The following is a 17,860-nucleotide window of genomic DNA, read 5'->3' on the forward strand; positions in this document are numbered from 1 at the left end:
GGTCGAACGAGCGGCTCAACGACGAGCCGTCCGACCCGGAGGTAGACATGCCGAACCCCTCGACCCACCGACGAGCAGGGAGGCTGGCCACCCTCGCCGTGGCCGTCTCCGCCACCACGAGCTTCTTCGCCACCGCACCGGCAGGCGCCGCTGAGCCAGCGCCAGCGGCCTCTCCTCCCACGCCCACCGCCTGTCCTGCCACCGTTGCGGACATCGCCGACTGCTGGACCGGGCAGGACTCCAACGGCGCCTTCTACGCCATCGCCGTCCCGCATGAGTGGAACCGCTCCCTCCTCGTCCACGCGCACGGTGGCCCAGACCTCGGCGAGACCTCGGACCCGTCGCGCAGCGTCGACGACCTCGACCGGTGGGCGGTCATGGTGCGCGAGGGCTACGCCTGGGCCGGGTCCTCCTACCGTCGCGGTGGCTTCGGCACCGAGATGGCGGCCATCGACACCGAGAGCGTCCGCAAGATCTTCATCGACACGTGGGGGAAGCCGCGCCTCACCCTGCTCCATGGACAGTCCTGGGGTGGCGATGTCGCGGCGAAGACCGCCGAGACCTTCGGCAACGCCGCTGACAAGCCCTACGACGGCGTCCTGCTCACGAGTGGCGTTCTGGCCGGCGCGACCCGCGGCTACGACTACCGCGTCGACCTCCGAGCCGTCTACCAGTACTACTGCCAGAACCACCCGCGCCCGACCGAGGTGCAGTACCCGGTGTGGATGGGCCTGCGCCCGGGCTCGACCATGACCTCCGCCGGCCTGCGCTCGCGCCTGCAGGAGTGCACCGGATTCCAGTCCGAGCCAACCGAGAGGACGCCACTCCAACAGCGGAACCTCGACGACATCCTCGGAGTCACCGGCATACCCGAGAGGACTCTCGAGTCACACCTGAGGTTCGCGACGTTCACGTTCCGTGACATCGTCAGCACCCGCCTCGGTGGACGAAACCCGTTCAGCAACAGGTCAATTCGCTACTCCGGCTCCCACGACGACGCCGCCCTCAACAAAGGGGTGGAGCGCTTCAGTGCGGACCAGTCGGCCGTGCGCGACCTTTCCTTCGACAGCGACCTGACCGGCGACGTCCGCGTCCCAGTCCTGACGATGCACGCCATCGACGACCCGACCGCGTTCGTCGAGCACGAGTCGGCCTACCGCGCCACGCTCACCGCCGCCGGCAACGCCGACCACCTCGTCCAGACGTTCACCCATGAGTCCGAGCACAGCAGCCTGAGCAACTCGGAGTACGCCACCGTGATCCACGCCCTCGAGACCTGGGTCGACACGGGCGCCAAGCCGACACCAGCGTCCATCGCGAACGCCTGCCCCGAGCACGACAGCGACTACAGCACCGGCTGCCTCTTCGACCCCGCGTTCCACCCCGGCTCCTACGCGTCCAGGGTCAACCCGCGACCGGGCGCCACGCGGTGGCCCGCCCTCACCGCCGGTCAGTACTCCGCCTGGGACCGTCAGGGAGGTGTGGGCATCGCGCCCTGAGCGCCGGGCAGGTCAGCCGTAGACCGGCGGGTAGCTGATCTCCCCACGTAGCGACGGATCGTCCGGGTCATACGCCGTGAGCAGAGCCACCTGACCGGCTTCTCGCGGTGCCCAGTCGGGCAGCTCCATGTGTATGCCGTGTGGCCGGGAGTCCTCGAACCCGCGGCTTCCGTACCAACGCGGGCTGCCCTGGAGGATCACCATCGGCTCACCCGCGGCCTCGGCCCCGGCCAGCGCCGCGCGCACGAGGACACTGCCGATGCCGTGGCGCTGGTGCGCGGGCGAGACGGCCAGTGGGGTGAGCATCGCGGTCGTCCTCGCGCCGGCGTCACCCGTGATCGTGCAGTGGGTGATCATCACGTAGCCGACCACCTCGCTGTCGAGCTGGGCGACGAGGGCCAGCGAAGGGATGTAGATCTCGGATGCCCGAATGTTCTCGACACCGTCCGGTTCGCGGGTGTTCCCGAAGGCGGTGCGCACCACCTCCCGGATCGCGGGGAAGTCGCTCGGCGTCTCCGGTCGGATGGTGAGGTCCATGCCCCGACCCTGCCGCCCGGTCGACGCGAACGCACCTGAGTTTCTTTTGCGGAAGCCGATCGTCCGCAAAGGGTCCTAGCGTTCCCACCATGACGGAGAACGAGACCACTGGCCGGGCCTTCCGGGACGAGCAGCTGTTGGGCGCGACCTTCGAGCACGTGGACCTGTCGGGGTCGCGGTTCGAGCGGGTCGAGTTCGAGCAGTCGACGTTCCGCTCCGTCGGCCTCGACCATGTCGACATCCGCAACGCCTCCCTGTCGGACGTGCGGATGCGCGGCGTCGAGCTCCGCCACGTCGAGATCTGGGGAGAGCTCGACGACGTCGTCGTCAACGGCGTGGATGTCGCCCCGCTCATCGAGGCCGAGCTCACCCGGCTCCACCCCGAACGCGCCCGCCTCCACCCCACGGATGCCGCCGGCTACCGGGACGCGTGGACCGTCATCGACGAGCTCTGGTCCGGCACGGTCGAGCGCGCCCGCGCCCTGGACGCCGTCGACCCCGCGCTCCTGCACGAGAGCGTCGACGGCGAGTGGTCCTTCATCCAGACCCTGCGCCACCTCCCGATGGCCACCAGTTCGTGGCTGAGCCGCGGCGTGCAGCGCGACCCGTCGCCGTGGCACCCGCTCGAGCTGCCCTGGGACGAGATGCCAGCGACGGACGGCGTTCCGCACGACCGGGATGCACGACCCACCCTCGACGAGGCGCTCGAACTGCGACACGACCGATTCGAGCGCGTGCGAACGCATCTGGCGTCGCTCACCGACCAAGAGCTCACCGGCAGCAACGAAGTTCCCGACACCCCGGGGTGGCCTCCCCCCGGCGAGCTCATCCCAGTCCGCGACGCCTTCGACACCCTCCTCAACGAGGAGTGGTGGCATCGCCAGTTCGCCGAGCGCGACCTCGCCGCGCTGGAAGCGCGCACCCGGCATACCCACGTTTCGACATCGTTGGAGGAATCATGAGCGACCCCGTGCCCGGTAGCGAAGAAACACCGTGGGAGCCGCCGCTCGCGGGAACCGAGGCCGAGCAGGTGGTCGGAGCGCTCGACCGGCTGCGGTGGACCTTCCGCTGGAAGACAGACGGCCTGTATGCCGCCGGGCTGGGTCAGCGGATCGGCGCCTCCTCCCTGACCCTCGGGAGGTTGCTCAAGCACCTCGCGGCCGTGGAGGACGACTGGTTCCACCGCAAGCTCTCGGGCGACCCCTTGCCTGCCGCATGGGACGACAACGGCTGGGACGACGACGAGGACTGGGAGATGACGTCGGCCGACCAGGACGACCCGGCGACACTGTATGCGTTGTGGGACAGCGCTGTTGAGCGGTCACGCGCCCGGACGGCCGAGGTCTTGACCAGAGGTGGGCTCGACCAGGAGGTGCATGGCAGCGCCCACGGTCAGCATGCGAGTCTGCGGCGACTTATGCTCGACGCGATCGAGGAGTACGGCCGCCACCTCGGGCACGCCGACCTACTCCGCGAAGCGGTCGACGGACGCACGGGCGAAGACCCTCCGCCCGGCTGGCGGCCGACGGCCACGAGCTGACAACCCCAGGGCGACGCGCGCGCCATAGGGTGTGCGCGTGCCTGCCGACGTGACACCGCTCGAGCTCCTCGGTGGGCTCATCCCCCTGGTCGCCGCCGTGCTGACCCTGCTCGTCTTCCGCTGGCGCAGGCGTGACGAGGTCTTCACCGAGGTCACGCCGGGCGAGATGCCACGGCTGGGTGACCGCACGGGAAGTGCCCGAGTGCGGCGCGGTGTGGAGTGGGCCGGATCGGTCGCACCGCGCTTCCAGGCTCCCGACGAGTCCACCCCGGCCATGTCGGGTGCGGTCGTCGACGGGATCGTCCACGGACGCGACCTCACGGCGACCCTCGTCGACCTCGCGCTGCGCCAGATCGTCAGCCTCGAGAAGGACGGCGACGACTGGCGAGTGAGCCGCACCGGCGCCGGCGACGACACCATGGCCGACCACGAGCGGGTGCTCCTCGACGCCCTCCTCGGCGGGTCGGAGTCCGTTCGGCTCAGAGACCTGCGGCAGGCGGAGGTCGCCCAGAGGTGGCGCGTGGCCGAGATCGCGGTGTATCGCGCCGTCGTCGACCGTGGTTGGTACGTCAAGCACCCGCGGTCACGCAACGGCTGGGTGGCCGCGCTCGGCGTGCTCCTCATTCTCGGGGCGGGCGTTGCCGGGGTCGCGTCCGGCATCTCCGACGACCACTGGCGGTGGGTGCCGCTCGGCGCAGGCCTCGGTCTCGGTGGCGCTCTGCTCGTGCGACTGGGTCGTGGCCGGACACCGCGCACCGCGCTGGGATCTGCGGCCCGGATCCAGGCCCTCGGCTACGAGAAGTACCTCGCGACGGCCGAGGCGAACCAGCTCCGTCACGAGGAGCTCGCCGGTGAGGTGCGTTCGATGCTCCCGTATGCCGTCGCCTTCGGTGTTGCTCCGCACGTCGCCTCCGTCCTTGGTGACGCTCTGCGTGCGGCGCGCTTGGCGGAGGGTGCAGAGACGGCGCTCGCGGCAGTGGTCGACGGCGCCCTCGACCCGGGGGTGTTCGACCTCGTCTCGGGCCTCGTCGACCTCGGTGGGGCCCTCGACGTCCCCGACCTCGGAGCGCTCGCCGACCTCATGCCCGATGACGCGTTCGCCGCACTTCTCGACGGCTTTGACGGGCTGGGGTCCGCGTTGTCGTCGTTCGCCGGAGGCATCGGGGATGTCATCCCCGACGGCGACATCCTTGACGGGTGCGACGTCGGCTGCATCGACTTCTGAGCAGGCTGAATAAACGCTCGTCGCAGGGGTGCTCGCGGAGTTAGCGTTCATGACTGACGGCGCGCTGACCGCGCACCAACGGCACGACAGCGCCGGTGGGGTCACAGGACTCCACCGGCGCTGTCATGCCACGGTCACGTCAGCGTGGGCGCCATCACGGCGTCACGCTCTGCACCACCACGTCGCCGAACCCGACGAGGACGTTGGTGTTGGTGCGGACCTGCACCGACCCGAGCAGGAACCGGCCAGCCGCGGGAGCGGAGTTGGCCGTGATCGTTCCTGGCACGGTCCACGACGAGCCAGCGGGCCGAAGCGCGTTGGCATCGGTCACCGAGACTGCGCCGAAGACCGGGTTGGCGAAGACGTCCTCATACTTGAACGTCGTCGTCCCCGCCGGCACGGCATAGCCGTCGACGAGTGCCACCCACGTGCCAGCAGCCGGATTGGCGATCGTCACCGACTCCTCGCTGTCGCCGTCTGCCGACTGCCCCGCGAGGACACAGGACCCCGTGGTGCAGTTGTAGACGAACAGGTCGAGGTCGGCTGCCAGGTCCGACGTGGACCCGATGGTGGCCCGCAGCGACGTGCTGCCCGGCGTGACGTTGATCAGGATCTGCTTCTGAGCAGAATTGGCGATGGATTCGACAGTGCGCTTCGCACTGCCCAGTGAGGTGCCGACCATCCGCCCGGTGAACTCCCCGAACAGGTTGGTCGCCGTGTAGCTGCGAGCAACCGGGACACCGATCGATGCCGAGGCAATCGTGTCGGGGTTCGGCGTGACCGTGGCCCCGAGGATCGCCGCGGTCAACGTGTAGGGCACCGGGTCCGCGTCAGACGTGCGACGCACCTCGACGACGATCTCCCACACCCCGGGGAAGGGGTTGGAGGTCGTGCGACTCGTTGCGGCCGCGACCGTGCAGTTCTCAGAGCAACCCGGAACGGGCGGGTTGTAGCTGTTCGGGGTCGAGTTGTTCTCGAGGCCGACACCGTAGGGGTGGAACCGGAGGAACCGGATCTGCCCAGCGCCCGGGGCGGCACCGCCGCCCGCGAGGTCGATCTTGAGAGCCGGAGCACCAACGGGCACGTTGACGAAGTAGCTCACCGACGTGTCTCGTCCGAGGGTCCCGGACTTCGTGACGGTGTAACTGTTGGCGGCGGTGAACTGGTCCGCAGCCACGACCGTGTTGAGGGTCTGCTTCTCGACGCCCGCACTCGTGGGGTCGTCCAGGTTGAGGATGGCCGAGTGGATTCCGGAGGTCGTCGGGTGGATGGTGACCGGGAGCTGCACGGCAACGCCCAGCGGGAGGCTGATCGAGCCCGCAGACGAGAAGGTTCCGTCATTGCCGACCCAGTTGACGGCATACGCCTTCGTTCCGCCGCCTCCGTTCGTGCGCGTGAACGTGTACGAACGGACGTAGGAGTCTCCGGCCTTCACGCCCTCACGGTCGTAGATGCCCTGACCCCGGCCGGGAGTGGCGAGGAATCCCGAGAGGACCGTGTTGACCGGCACCGACGAGCTGATCGTCACCGTCTTGGCGTTGGTCTTCAGCAGGTTCCAGGCGTCGCCGACCGCCATGAGGCCGTTGCCCTGCTCGTAGGATCCGTAGCCCGCGATCTGGTGGGCACTGGAGGTGATCGCTTTGCGCAGCTGGTCCGGCTGGGACTGCACACCGGTCTGCTTGGCCGCGGAGACGAGCAACGCCGCAGCGCCGGCCGCCTGCGGTGAAGCCATCGAGGTGCCGTTGAACATCGCGTAGCCGACGGGGCAGGCGTAGGGAAGGCACTGGCCGGCCGGGTTCTGCCACGTCGGGATGGTCGAGACAGCCGATCCGGGCGCGATGATCTCCGGCTTGAACCCGCCGTCCTCGCGAGGTCCGCGGGACGAGAACGGGTGCATGTTGTCGGCGGCGGAGACCTCCGACCCGTAGTTGCTGAGCCACGTGTCCTTGCTGATGTAGGACCCGATGCTCAGGACCTTGGAGGCGACGGACGGGTCACCGATCGTGTTCAGGCCGGCACCGCTGTTGCCCGCCGAGATGAAGATCTGGACATTGCTCTGGGTGATGAGCTTGTCGTAGAGGGCTGCCCGGGCGTTGTTGCCGTCGTTGAGGGCCGGGAGTCCGCCGATCGACATGTTGATGACATCGACGTTGGCCGTCTTGGCGGCGTAGATCATGCCCTCGAGGAGCGCGTGGTTGGTGCAACCGACGACGAACATGCACACCCGGACCGACACGAGCTTCGCGCCAGGGGCGGCGCCGGTCATCGCGCCACCGAACATGCCGTTGGCCGCCGTGATGCCGGCGACGTGGGACCCGTGGGCGGCCGAGACGATGCCGATGTTGACGACCTTGTTCTTGCCATCCGTCTGGACGACGAACGGCATCTGCTCGACGATGGCCGTCGCGGGGTTGTCGGTGCCGAAGGTGCCGACGTCCTTGGCCACCTTGTAGTCGCGCATCGCGGACTGGTCGGCGAAGGAGCCGTCCTGGTCGGTGTCGACCCAGACCGTGCCGGCCTTGGCGTCCCACAGCACTGCGAAGAGTCCCGAGGAACCGGCCGGGTTGCCGTCGCGGTTGACGTCGCTCCCGACCTCTCCGCCGAGGCGCCCGTCACGCTCGTTGAACACCCCGAACCGGTAGGAGCCCGCGGCAGGCGCGGTGTAGGTCGATCCGTTCACGGTGAAGCTGGAGCCGGAGACCAGCGTGGACATGTCGAGCCACGTGGGGTCGTCGTCGTTGTTCACACCGTTGGTGAAGGTCGGATCGGTCGCCGTGACCCAGTCGATGACCTTGCGCTCGCCGGTGGTCGTGGTCTGCAACGCCGGGTGCGCGAGGTCGATCCCGGAGTCGATGATGCCGATGGTGGTGCCGCGCCCGTCCCACGTGGGGTGGGCGGCCCTGAACTGCGCCGCACCCGTGTCGCCGATCGGCATGTAGGGGTTGACCGCAGGTGTGGCCGCAGTGGGCGGGGCCTGGGGCAGGGGTCCTTGCTGTCCCGTGGTGGCAGGATCGCCGAGCGGGACGATCTCGTCGACATCGACCGCCTCGACCCCACTCACCGAGGTGACCTGGTTGGCCTTGCTCGTCGCGATGGTCACCCGCAGGTAGCCCAGGGCGTCGTCGCGATAGCCGACCTTGCCGCCGAGGGACGCGAGGCCCGCTGCCGCCTTGGACGTGGACGTCGGAGTGGTGGACACGATGAGAGTGACGGTCTTGTCTCCGTGAGCCGTCGCTGAGGCGAGCAGCTCCCGGTCATGTTTGCCCAGACCGTTGTCGGCCTTGGGTCCTGTCGAGGGGGCGGCCACCGCCCCCGTCGCGAGGGAAGCCACCACCAGGGCGGCAATTCCAGCGGAAGCCACGAGCCGTGGCACAAACCGTGCGTCGAACAATGCACAACCTCCTGAGCCCGGAGAGCCCCGGACCGGCCACATGGCCGCACTCCGCTCGCGACTCTTCCACTCGGCGGCTTTACGCGACGCGGATTGGCTGATCTGCTCGGGCGAGTATCGGCGGACACGACAAAGGCAGGAAGACGCATCTTCCTGCCACTACCAAGATATAGCGCACAGGGGGTCTTGCCGCAAGGCCCCCTGCCTGGCTCATCATGGTCGCCGTGCCCGCGAAAGTCGTTGGCGCACAACCACTTCGTGGAATGAAGGAGATGCATGAACGACGTCATTGTGGTGGGGGCCGGGCCGACCGGTGTGATGCTGGCGAACGAGCTGAAGCTGCACGGCATCTCGGTGGCGATCGTCGACAGGGACCCCGAGCCGAGTCCGATGGTCCGGTCGATGGGCCTGCATGCCCGCAGCATCGAGATCATGGAGATGCGCGGTCTGCTTGATCGCCTTCTGCCGCAGGGGACGAAGTACCCGACCGACGGGTTCTTCGCCGGCATCAGGACGAGCGAACCGGTCGAACTCGACACCACCCACCCCTACACGCTCGGCATCCCGCAGCCCCTCGTCGAAGCGGCGCTGCGCGAGCGCGCCACCGAGCTCGGCATCGAGATCCGCCGCGGCGTCGAGGCAGTGGGCGTGACCCAGGACGCCGAGGGAGTTGATGTCGAGCTCTCCGACGGGACGACCCTGCGCTCAGCGTGGGTGGTCGGGTGCGACGGTGGCAGGAGCATGGTGCGACGACTGCTCGACATCCCCTTCCCCGGGGAGTCCGCCAAGCGGCAGTGGATCCTCGGCGAGGCCGAGCTCACCGCCTCGCTCGACGAGATCGTGGCTGTCATGACCCGGGTCCGCGAGACCCATCGCGGCTTCGGCGCGGGACCGGTCGGCGACGGCGTCTATCGCATCGTCGTCCCCGCCGCGGAGGTCGCAGACGAAGGTGCCCCACCGCCCACGCTCGACGACCTGCGAACTCAGCTCACGGCATACGCCGGAACGGATTTTGGCGTCCACTCGCCGCGGTGGCTGTCGCGGTTCGGTGATGCGACGCGACTGGCCGAGCACTACCGCGTCGGGCGGGTACTCATCGCGGGCGACGCGGCCCACGTCCACCCGCCGCAGGGTGGCCAGGGGCTGAACCTCGGCCTGCAGGACGCGTTCAACCTCGGGTGGAAGCTCGCCGCCACGATCAACGGATGGGCGCCGGAGGGTCTGCTCGACACCTACGAGGCGGAGCGGCACCCAGTCGCCGAGGAGGTCCTCACCGTCACTCGAGCCCAGGCGGAGCTCCAGTCACCCGAGCCCGGACCGCAGGCCGTCAAGACGCTCTTCGCCGAAGTCATGGAGTTCCCGGGAGTGCACGCGCACCTGCTCGGGAAGGTCACGTCCCTGGGGATCCGGTATGCCGTGAGCGACGCCTCTGACCTGTTGGGTCGCCGTCAGCGGGACGTCACCTTTGGGGGCGGTGGGTCCCTGTATCCGTTGCTGCACAGCGGTCGTGGCGTTCTGGTCGACCAGACCGGCGAGTTGTCCGTCGAGGGGTGGGCCGACCGGGTGGACGTCATCACCGAGCAGAGCGATGAGCTGCCTGCGCCAGCTGTGTTGTTGCGCCCGGATGGTCACATCGTGTGGATGGGCGAGGACGCGACGGGGCTGAGCGAGGCGTTCGAGCGCTGGTTCGGCGCGTCATCGGTAGCTCGCGAGGTCCAGTGAGGGGGATTCTGGCCGGGACAGGGTGATGACAGCGTCCTCGATCATGTCCTGACGCTTGATCGCGTCGGAGACCTCGTGCAGCTGCTCGGCCACCCTGGTCTCCACGTCGTCACCGACGAGGTCCACTGCCGCGACCACGAGGATGCGAGCGGCTCCGACGAACTCGAGGTGCATGAAGGTGACCCGCTCGACAGCCGGGTGCTCCAGCAGCCCTTCGAGGGCCTTGCGTCGCAGCTCCAGCGAGGCTGCCTGCCCCACGAGGAAGTCACGGTTGCGACCGATGAGGAAGACGGCAACCACACCGAGCAGGAGGCCGACGGCGACGGATCCGACTGCGTCCCAGCGGGCGTCGCCGGTAGCCTGGTGCAGTCCGATGCCCGCACCCGCGATGACGAGACCGATGAGGGCGGCGGCGTCCTCGAGGAAGACGGCCCGGAGGGTCGGGTTGGAGGTGCGCAGGATGAAGGGCAGGACGGTGAGCCCGATGCGGCGGGCCGCAACGCGCGTCTGCCGGCGCGCCTGGAGGAACGACACACCTTCGAGGACGAACGCCAGGGCGAGAACGGCATACGCCCATCTGTAGTCCACCTCGGCTTCGCCTTCGGCGGCGTTCCAGCTCTGTATGCCGTGCCAGATGGAGACGACCGCACCGGCCGTGAAGAGGCCGAAGGCGGCGAACATCGACCAGACGTAGGCCTCGCGGCCGTAGCCGTAGGGATGGGCCTCGTCGCGCGGACGCCCGGCCCGGCGCTCGGCGACGACGAGGAAGACCTCGTTGCCGGCGTCGGCCCACGAGTGCGCCGCCTCGGCGACCATCGACGCGGAGCCGGTGATGACGGCGACGACGGACTTGGCCACGGCGATGAGGACGTTGGCGCACAGGGCCACGAGCACGGTGACGAGGCTCTCGCCGCCGGTGGGTTTGGTACTCGGTTCGGTCACGCGTTCACTCTGGCACGCAGGCGCGGCGCTGTTGACCTCCTCGGCCTACATCCCGACCTTCTGGTGCACGGGCTCGATGAGCGCCACGACGCGCTCTTGCTCGCGTGAGTAGGGGCCGCCGATGTAGGGCAGCGCCACCTGATCGACGATCTCCCAGGCCGCGTCGCCGTCGAGCCATCGGGTCACGGTGCCGCGGATGACGGTGGGCTCGAAGGGGTTCTCGGGCGACGTGAGCGACAGGGCGACGCGCGGGTCGAGGCGCAGGTTGCGGGCCTTGCGGGAGTCGGGACCGGTGAAGATCGCGACTTGGTCGCCGTGGGTTCCGACGAAGACGGGGACGGTGTGGGGGCTGCCGTCGGGAAGGACCGTGGCGAGGTGGGCGAGAGCCGTGGTCTCGAGGACGCGGCGGACATCGGGGTGAAGCATCATCGTCAACTCCTGTGGTGGTGGGTGCTGGGGTGGTGGGTGGTTCAGTTCTCGACGGCGTAGTGCAGGTGGGTGACGCCCGGCGCGGGCACGGCTTCGATCAGACGGAGGCGGATGTGGTGCGGGAGCTCCTGGAAGTAGGGCCGTCCGGCGCCGAGCAGGACCGGCACCTGGTGCAGGACGAGTTCGTCGACCAGTCCGGCCGCGAGGGCGGTCGTGACGACGCCGCCACCCATGAGGGCCACGCCCTTGTCGCCTGCCACCTTCTTGGCGGCGGCGACGGCGTCCTCGATGCCGGTGGTGATGACTGTCTGGGCTGACGACGCCTCCGGGATGGGCCGGTGGCTGACGACGACGAGCGGCGCCGTCGGGTGCGGACCGCCGCCACCGAAGCGTTCTGAGTCCTCGTAGGTCTTGCGTCCGGCGAGGCTCGCGCCGACCCGGCTGGCCAGGGAGTCGAAGATGCGAGCGCTGGCCGCGCTGAGGTGGAAGAAGTCGAACTCCTGGCTGCGGACGTCGCCGCTGGTGTACCAGTCGAAAAGAGTGCCCCCGTCGCCGAGACCATGACCGGGCCCGGGTTCGCGCCCGGTGATGAAGCCATCGACGGAGACGGACAGTGCGCTGAGGACCTTGCTCATGTCGGTATTCCTTCTTTGGGTTCCTTCAAGAGACTCCATCACCGTAGCAGGCAGGGTTCCCTCAGGGAACCCCAAGTGCTAGATTCCTTTCATGCAGCGCACGAACTTCGGCGACATGGCGTGCTCGATCGCCCGGACCCTCGACGTCATCGGTGAGCCGTGGTCGCCGCTCGTCCTGCGCGACGTGTGGGTCGGCATCAACCGGTTCGACCAGATCCAAGCGGACCTCGGCATCTCCCGCAAGGTGCTGACCGAGCGCCTGAACCACCTGGTCGAGCACGGGATTCTCGAGCGGAGACAGTACGACCCTCGCCCGCGGCATGAATACGTCCTGACCGACAAGGGGACCGAGCTGACCGACGTGCTCATGGTCATGGTCGGGTGGGGCGACAAGTGGCTCGCCGGCGACGCGGGTCCGCCGGTGCTCTATCGCCACCAAGCGTGTGGCCAGATCAGTCACGTGGACCTGCGATGCGCACACTGCGGCGAGCCGATGCACGCTGGCGACATCGACGTGCTTGAAGGCCCAGGCGCGGCAACGACGAACTCCGGGAGCACTCATGCCTGAACCACGGACCGCCTCGTTCTCCATGGTCGACGTCTTCGCGTCTCGGCCCCTCACCGGCAACCCTGCTGCGGTCGTCCCGGACGCCGACGGGCTCTCGCTCGCACAGATGCAGGCCCTGGCCCGTGAGTTCAACCAGTCCGAGACGGTGTTCATCGTTGCTGCCGACGGTGACCGCGCCGACTGGCAGTTCCGGTCCTTCACGCCGATCGGCGCCGAGGTTGGCGGGGCGGGCCACAACGCCCTCGCAGCCTGCTTGTGGCTCGTCGACCGTCGACTCCCCCGCGACCGGACCGAGTTCGTCGTCCAGATCGGCGCCGATCTCCTGCGCACGGGAGTCACGAGGCCTGCCGATGGGCCAGCGATCGTGTCGGTCCAGCAGTCACCCCCGGAGTTCGGAGCGGTTCTCACGGACCCCGACCTCCTGGCCGACGCCCTGGGCCTCACACCCGCCGACTTCACCGAGGACGACATCCAGGTGATCTCGACCGGCGCGGGCCACCTCTTGGTGCCGCTCGTGGATCGAGGCGCTGTGGATCGGGCCCGACCCGACACCCGCCGACTGGCCGCCGTCCTCAAAACCGTTGCAGGAGAGGGCTGCTACCTCTACAGCCTCGATACGGTCGAAGGTGACAGTGCGGCATACGCCCGATTTTTCAATCCCAGATGGGGATCACGGAAGATCCGGCGACCGGAACGGCAGCCGGTCCACTGGTCGCCAAGCTCGTGGCCGAGGGCCGCGTCACCCCCGGCGCCCTCGCCGTCGTGGAGCAGGGCCACTCTCTGGGCCGCCCCAGCCGGATCCTCATCACGGTGGACGGTGCGGATGTGCGGATCAGTGGGGCCGGGCTGATCGTCGCGGACGGAACGGTGCTCGTCTGACGGTGCACGCAGACGTGGCGGCAACTCGTCCTCATCTGACCGAAATTCGCTCGAAGGCTGACACCGCCCCGCCTACTGTTGAACGAGTGACAACCCTCTCCGATGGCACCACACCTCCTCCTCTCGAGACCCCGGTCGAGCCCGCGCGCAGGAGCGGGGGATCGTTCGACTGGCGGGTCCTGGTCGCGATGGCCGTCACTCTCGTCCTGTGGGCCTCAGCGTTCGTGGCGATCCGCCATCTCGGCAAGGACGTACCCGCGGGAGCACTCTCGCTCGGACGGCTGCTCGTCGCGTCAATTGCGTTGTCGTTCTTGGTGTTCCGCCGCCGACCGACCTGGCCGAAGGGTCGTGACTGGTGGCTCCTCGTGCTCTGCGGAGTCGGGTGGTTCGGGATCTACAACCTCGCCCTCAACGAGGCAGAGCGCCGGATCGACGCCGGCACCGCCGCCCTCATCGTCCAGATCGGCCCGTTGATCGTGGCCCTCCTGGCGACCGTGTTCCTCGGCGAACGCATGACGAAGTGGTTGCTCGCCGGCATGGTCGTCGGCTTTGCCGGGGTGGCGATCATCGCGCGCGGCTTCTCGGGCGAGGGTTCGGGCGACACCGTGGGTGTGTGGCTGACCGTGTTGGCAGCCGTCACGTATGCGATCGGCGTGCTCGCCCAAAAGCCACTGCTCGGGCGTATGCCGGGTCCTGAAGTCACGTGGATCGCATGCGTCATCGGGACGGTCGTCTGCCTGCCCTGGGCCGGCGACCTCGTCGACGTGGTCAAGGTCGCCGACGCCGGCACACTGTGGTGGATCGCCTACCTCGGGATCTTCCCGACCGCGATTGCCTTCACGACGTGGGCCTACGTCCTGTCCCGCGGCGATGCCGGCAAGGTCACGCTGACGACGTTCCTCGTGCCGTTCATTGCCACCCTCATCGCGTGGGCGCTGCTGTCCGAGGTCCCGCCCGCGCTCACGTTCGTCGGCGGCGGGCTCGCCATCGTCGGTGTCCTGCTGACGCGGGTCAGCCGAGCCGCTCGGCCAGCGCCACGATGATGCCCTCGGGTCCGCGCACGTAGGTCATTCGCCAGGCGTTCTCCCACTCACCGATGCCGCCGACGAGCTCATAGCCGTCCGCGCGCACCCGTTCCACCATCGCGTGCAGGTCCTCGACCTCGAACGCGACATTGCGCAGCCCGATCTCCGTGGACATGGCGTTCGGCGTTCCCCGCTCGAGCTCCGGTCGGACGAACGTGCAGATCTCGATCGTCGTGCCACCACCGGGGAGCCGCAGCATGGCGACCTCCGTGCGTGAGTTCGGGATGCCGCAGACGGTGTCGAGGAACTCGCCCTCCATGAAGGTGCGGCCCTCGAGCTCCATCCCGAGGCTCACGAAGAAGTCGAGTGCCGCGTCGAGGTCGGCGACGGTGATGCCTACGTGGTCAAAGTGCTTGATGGCTGCCATCTGAACAGTCTCCATTCGTATCGGTGTCCTTGCACCTCAGAGACGGAGCCGAAAGGCGGTTCTCGACATCCGCCCCCTTGGCTGATTTCCGCCAGCCTCCAACCAGCGATTCACCGCCGATCTCTGATTGTCTCGATTCACCTCCTGCCCGAAAGGTTCACCCCCATGCGAAGCACCACCCCACGGCTCACCGCCGTCGCACTCCTCGCGGTCAGCGGCGCGGTCATGGCACCCGCCGCCACCTCGGCCGCACTGACCCCCACGTCCGCGAGGGCAACCACCGCCGCCGCAGTGCCCGCTGACCTCACCCTGGTCCGCACCCGGCAGAGCCTGTTGGGCAGCCACACCTGGTACGTCCAGACCTACCGCGGCATCCCCGTCGTCGGCGGCTACTACGCCGTGCACACGGCCAAGGGCAAGGCGAGTGTCGACGACGGCCGCCTGGTGGTCACCGGTCTGGCCACGACGAGCCCCAGGATCACCAAGGCACTGGCCACCGGCAAGACCACCGCGCACGGCAAGGCCGTCTCGTCGCGCCTCGTCGTCGTCCCCGGCGCAGCCGGTGCCAAGGCCACCCTCGCCTGGGAGGTCGCGACGGACCAGGACAAGAAGGTCCTCGTCGACGCCGACAAGGGCTCCGTCACCAAGGTCACCGACGAGCGGGTCTACGCCGACGGCCAGGGCAAGGTCTTCGACCCCAACCCCGTCGTCGCCCTGCAGAACGAGTCCCTCACCGACGGAGACAATGCCGACTCGGCCGTTCCCGCCAGCGTCTACAAGACCGTGACCCTCAGCAACCTCAAGGGCAACGGCTTCCTCCAGGGCGCGTTCGCCACGGTGGGGAACAAGAAGAACGGCAAGGCGCCGGCGGCATACTCCGCCAACAATGTCTTCGCCTACACCCGCAGCGACACCCGCTTCGAGCAGGTCAACGCCTACTACGCCGTGGACCGCGTGCAGACCTACATCCAGGGGCTCGGCTTCTCCAACGTCAACAACGAGGCGCAGGAGCTGCTCGTCAACACGGTCACGGTCGACAACTCCTTCTACTCGCCCAACAAGGACACGATCACCCTCGGCACGGGCGGAGTCGACGACGGCGAGGACCAGGAAGTCGTGTGGCACGAGTACGGCCACGCGGTCCAGGACGACCAGGTGCCCGGCTTCGGCAAGTCCAACGACGGTGGTGCCATCGGCGAGGCCTTCGGTGACTACCTCGCGGCGACGATGTCGCAGGGCAACTCGAGCGACACTGCGGTGACGCCGTGGGCCTGCGTCATGGACTGGGACTCGGTGTCCTACACGTCCTCGACACCGCACTGCATCCGTCGCCTCGACACGACCAAGACCGTCGCCGACCGCACCGGTGAGGTGCACGACGACGGCGAGATCTGGAGCCACGCCCTCTGGGACATCAACAAGGCGTTCGGTCGCGACAAGGCCACGAAGATCATCCTCGAGGCCCAGTTCTCCTACTCGCCCACGACGACCTGGGCCGCTGCCGCCCAGACGACGGTCGACACGGCTGCTGCCCTCGGCACCGCAGCCGACGCCGCCGTGGTGCGGGCCGCCTTCGCGGCCCGCGGGATCCTCTGACGAGGACCCACCGACGCGTGTGGCCACACCCCTTGCCGGGGTGTGGCCACACGCATTTCAAGCGGAGTATGCCGTGCGGTCCCGTCGGGATTCCGCGTGTCAGCCGAGGAGGGTGAGGGAGTAGCCGCCGGTCTCCTGGAGTTCGCGGTCGACGTGGGCGAAGCGGAGCAGGTGGGCGGCCGGCTTGTCTCCGGCGATGGCGCGGGCGAGGTCGACGGCGTCGAGACCCTGGAGGTCCCAGAGCCGCATCAGTCCTTCGAGCAGGGCCTCACCGGAGTCGCCGTCGACGATGACACCGATCTCCTCATAGAACTTCGGGCCGAGCTTCTCGATGAGGCGGCGACTGCCGTTCGGCGTCGCGAAGGGGTGAGGAGCGGCTTCATCCTTTTCGTAGCCACGCCCTCGGAGGAGGCCGCGCTTCTCGATGAGGGCCCAGGCACGCGCTGAGTCCGCGAGGAGCCAGCCGCCCTCGACCTGGAACATCGTCAGCAGGTGTCGTCCTGTCCCGATGTCGATGCCGAGCCGGAAGGCCCTCGCACCCGGTGCCCGCAGACGCGTCGCCGGTCCGAACTCGGACTTGGCCGTGCCAAGGACGCCTCGCAACATCGGCACGACGGCTGCGCCACCGTGGACGAGCTCCAACGTGCCGCCCTTGGCGATCGCACCACCGAGCATGAAGAGCATGTCCTTCGCGCTCTCGGCTCCCGCGAGAATCGTGAGGTTGCGTTGTCCGACGTGCCGGTCGTTGTTGGCGTCGAGGACACCGCTCCACGGGTCGAGCGGGCAGCTGGCCGTGGCCATGAGGCACTCGTGGCCCGTGAGGGTCGACGGGATGTCCCACGTGTGGTCGAGCTCCACGACGGCCATGGACCCGGGCCGGGTGCGGTCCTCAAGGCGCACCATCGCCCCGCCGATCGGAACCGGTTGGTATGCCGGGTTGTTCGGGTTCCCGCCGAAGAAGCCGGGGTTGACCGCCCACGCTCGGACGTGGACGCCCATCGCCGGGAGCAGTCCGAGGTTCCAGACGCGGACGAAGACCCGGTAGCGGCGACCGGCGGTGGGACTCGCGACGAGCTGGTTCGTGTCGTAGGGGCCGCTCCAGGCCGCGTCGATGAGCCCGATGTCCGGGGACTCCCAGCACGGGACGGGCGGCCATGTGGGACGGGCACCGCGGTCGCCCGGGCTGAACGCGCGGATGAGGAGGTACGGGTAGACGTCCTCCCGTCGCGGCCGGTGCTCACGGCTGCCGTACTTCTTGATGAGCTCCTCGGCGTCGTCCGGCGTGCCGCTGGGCTTCCAGTCGGGTGCGAGGTCCCCGCTCGGTGGGTCGACGTGCCCGAAGGATCCGGGCGGGTCGGTCCCGCGTTGGGCCTCGTCCTCCTTGGGGGTGAGGACCGGGTTCTCGTTGTCGCGGTTGCCACGGCGTCTGGTCGTGCGGGGCATGG

15 protein-coding genes and 1 pseudogene are annotated in these 17,860 nt (G+C 68.6%); 9 read left to right on the plus strand and 7 right to left on the minus strand.

All coding sequences use genetic code 11. The annotated features are described in order from the left end of the window. Positions 1–47: 47 nt before the first annotated feature. On the plus strand, positions 48–1,499 hold the full coding sequence (locus JNB_RS11890; RefSeq protein ID WP_009776721.1) for a hypothetical protein: 1,452 nt from the start codon (positions 48–50) through the stop codon (positions 1,497–1,499). A gap of 12 nt (positions 1,500–1,511) precedes the next feature. Here JNB_RS11890 and JNB_RS11895 read toward each other — a convergent pair whose 3' ends face one another. Next, entirely contained in the window at positions 1,512–2,036 is a 525-nt protein-coding gene (locus JNB_RS11895; protein ID WP_009776722.1) for a GNAT family N-acetyltransferase, read from the minus strand. A gap of 89 nt (positions 2,037–2,125) precedes the next feature. On the opposite strand from JNB_RS11895, the gene JNB_RS11900 reads away from it, so the two are divergent. Genes JNB_RS11900 through JNB_RS11910 form a run of 3 tightly spaced genes read left to right on the plus strand, consistent with a single transcriptional unit; the run spans position 2,126 to position 4,801 of the window. Then, positions 2,126–2,998, plus strand: a complete 873-nt coding sequence (locus JNB_RS11900) for a DinB family protein (protein ID WP_009776723.1) — start codon at positions 2,126–2,128, stop codon at positions 2,996–2,998. Beyond that, a complete protein-coding gene (locus JNB_RS11905) occupies positions 2,995–3,576 on the plus strand; it encodes a DUF664 domain-containing protein (RefSeq protein ID WP_009776724.1) in 582 nt (193 codons plus the stop codon). Before JNB_RS11900 ends, JNB_RS11905 begins: the two co-directional genes overlap by 4 nt. Positions 3,577–3,613: 37 nt before the next feature. Then, complete coding sequence (locus JNB_RS11910) at positions 3,614–4,801, plus strand: DUF2207 domain-containing protein (protein ID WP_040883747.1); 1,188 nt, start codon at positions 3,614–3,616, stop codon at positions 4,799–4,801. Positions 4,802–4,955: 154 nt separating this feature from the next. Here JNB_RS11910 and JNB_RS11915 read toward each other — a convergent pair whose 3' ends face one another. Next, the gene (locus tag JNB_RS11915; RefSeq protein ID WP_040884734.1) at positions 4,956–8,162 is read right to left on the minus strand and encodes a S8 family serine peptidase; all 3,207 of its coding nucleotides are present in this window, start codon (positions 8,160–8,162) and stop codon (positions 4,956–4,958) included. A 306-nt stretch (positions 8,163–8,468) separates the two neighbouring features. Between JNB_RS11915 and JNB_RS11920 the strand changes: the two genes are divergently transcribed. Then, positions 8,469–9,914 (plus strand): FAD-dependent monooxygenase, encoded by a 1,446-nt coding sequence (locus tag JNB_RS11920; RefSeq protein WP_009776727.1) that lies wholly within the window; start codon positions 8,469–8,471, stop codon positions 9,912–9,914. On the opposite strand, the gene JNB_RS11925 is transcribed toward JNB_RS11920, so the two are convergent. Genes JNB_RS11925 through JNB_RS11935 form a run of 3 tightly spaced genes read right to left on the minus strand, consistent with a single transcriptional unit; the run spans position 9,888 to position 11,920 of the window. After that, the gene (locus JNB_RS11925) at positions 9,888–10,856 is read right to left on the minus strand and encodes a cation diffusion facilitator family transporter (RefSeq protein ID WP_009776728.1); all 969 of its coding nucleotides are present in this window, start codon (positions 10,854–10,856) and stop codon (positions 9,888–9,890) included. The two genes, JNB_RS11920 and JNB_RS11925, sit on opposite strands and share 27 nt — an antisense overlap. A gap of 45 nt (positions 10,857–10,901) precedes the next feature. Next, positions 10,902–11,285 (minus strand): TIGR03618 family F420-dependent PPOX class oxidoreductase, encoded by a 384-nt coding sequence (locus tag JNB_RS11930; RefSeq protein WP_009776729.1) that lies wholly within the window; start codon positions 11,283–11,285, stop codon positions 10,902–10,904. A 41-nt stretch (positions 11,286–11,326) separates the two neighbouring features. After that, positions 11,327–11,920 carry a dihydrofolate reductase family protein gene (locus JNB_RS11935; RefSeq protein ID WP_009776730.1) on the minus strand — a complete coding sequence of 198 codons (594 nt, stop codon included), beginning with the start codon at positions 11,918–11,920 and terminating at the stop codon, positions 11,327–11,329. A gap of 91 nt (positions 11,921–12,011) precedes the next feature. On the opposite strand from JNB_RS11935, the gene JNB_RS11940 reads away from it, so the two are divergent. The 3 genes and pseudogenes from JNB_RS11940 to JNB_RS11950 all read left to right on the plus strand — a co-directional run bounded on the left by JNB_RS11940 (position 12,012) and on the right by JNB_RS11950 (position 14,410). Beyond that, a complete protein-coding gene (locus tag JNB_RS11940) occupies positions 12,012–12,488 on the plus strand; it encodes a helix-turn-helix domain-containing protein (protein WP_009776731.1) in 477 nt (158 codons plus the stop codon). Between the two features lie 22 nt (positions 12,489–12,510). Continuing rightward, a pseudogene (locus JNB_RS11945) lies at positions 12,511–13,367 on the plus strand (PhzF family phenazine biosynthesis protein). An 86-nt stretch (positions 13,368–13,453) separates the two neighbouring features. Further along, a complete protein-coding gene (locus JNB_RS11950) occupies positions 13,454–14,410 on the plus strand; it encodes a DMT family transporter (RefSeq protein ID WP_009776734.1) in 957 nt (318 codons plus the stop codon). Here the strand turns inward: JNB_RS11950 and JNB_RS11955 are convergent. After that, entirely contained in the window at positions 14,379–14,819 is a 441-nt protein-coding gene (locus JNB_RS11955; RefSeq protein ID WP_040884738.1) for a VOC family protein, read from the minus strand. The genes JNB_RS11950 and JNB_RS11955 overlap by 32 nt on opposite strands. A 165-nt stretch (positions 14,820–14,984) precedes the next feature. Here JNB_RS11955 and JNB_RS11960 point away from each other — a divergent pair, with 165 nt between their 5' ends. Then, the gene (locus JNB_RS11960; protein WP_009776736.1) at positions 14,985–16,415 is read left to right on the plus strand and encodes a M36 family metallopeptidase; all 1,431 of its coding nucleotides are present in this window, start codon (positions 14,985–14,987) and stop codon (positions 16,413–16,415) included. A gap of 99 nt (positions 16,416–16,514) precedes the next feature. On the opposite strand, the gene JNB_RS11965 is transcribed toward JNB_RS11960, so the two are convergent. Further along, complete coding sequence (locus tag JNB_RS11965; protein ID WP_148232400.1) at positions 16,515–17,858, minus strand: hypothetical protein; 1,344 nt, start codon at positions 17,856–17,858, stop codon at positions 16,515–16,517. Positions 17,859–17,860: the final 2 nt, after the last annotated feature.

The organism is Janibacter sp. HTCC2649 (genome assembly GCF_000152705.1).
Classification (GTDB): domain Bacteria; phylum Actinomycetota; class Actinomycetes; order Actinomycetales; family Dermatophilaceae; genus Knoellia.

What these genes read in the sequence shown, in the direction of transcription:
- JNB_RS11890 (WP_009776721.1), top strand. Translation starts at nt 48, where the DNA reads ATGCCGAACCCCTCGACCCACCGACGAGCAGGGAGGCTGGCCACCCTC.
- JNB_RS11895 (WP_009776722.1), bottom strand. Translation starts at nt 2,036, where the DNA reads ATGGACCTCACCATCCGACCGGAGACGCCGAGCGACTTCCCCGCGATC.
- JNB_RS11900 (WP_009776723.1), top strand. Translation starts at nt 2,126, where the DNA reads ATGACGGAGAACGAGACCACTGGCCGGGCCTTCCGGGACGAGCAGCTG.
- JNB_RS11905 (WP_009776724.1), top strand. Translation starts at nt 2,995, where the DNA reads ATGAGCGACCCCGTGCCCGGTAGCGAAGAAACACCGTGGGAGCCGCCG.
- JNB_RS11920 (WP_009776727.1), top strand. Translation starts at nt 8,469, where the DNA reads ATGAACGACGTCATTGTGGTGGGGGCCGGGCCGACCGGTGTGATGCTG.
- JNB_RS11930 (WP_009776729.1), bottom strand. Translation starts at nt 11,285, where the DNA reads ATGATGCTTCACCCCGATGTCCGCCGCGTCCTCGAGACCACGGCTCTC.
- JNB_RS11935 (WP_009776730.1), bottom strand. Translation starts at nt 11,920, where the DNA reads ATGAGCAAGGTCCTCAGCGCACTGTCCGTCTCCGTCGATGGCTTCATC.
- JNB_RS11940 (WP_009776731.1), top strand. Translation starts at nt 12,012, where the DNA reads ATGCAGCGCACGAACTTCGGCGACATGGCGTGCTCGATCGCCCGGACC.
- JNB_RS11955 (WP_040884738.1), bottom strand. Translation starts at nt 14,819, where the DNA reads ATGGCAGCCATCAAGCACTTTGACCACGTAGGCATCACCGTCGCCGAC.
- JNB_RS11960 (WP_009776736.1), top strand. Translation starts at nt 14,985, where the DNA reads ATGCGAAGCACCACCCCACGGCTCACCGCCGTCGCACTCCTCGCGGTC.
- JNB_RS11965 (WP_148232400.1), bottom strand. Translation starts at nt 17,858, where the DNA reads ATGCCCCGCACGACCAGACGCCGTGGCAACCGCGACAACGAGAACCCG.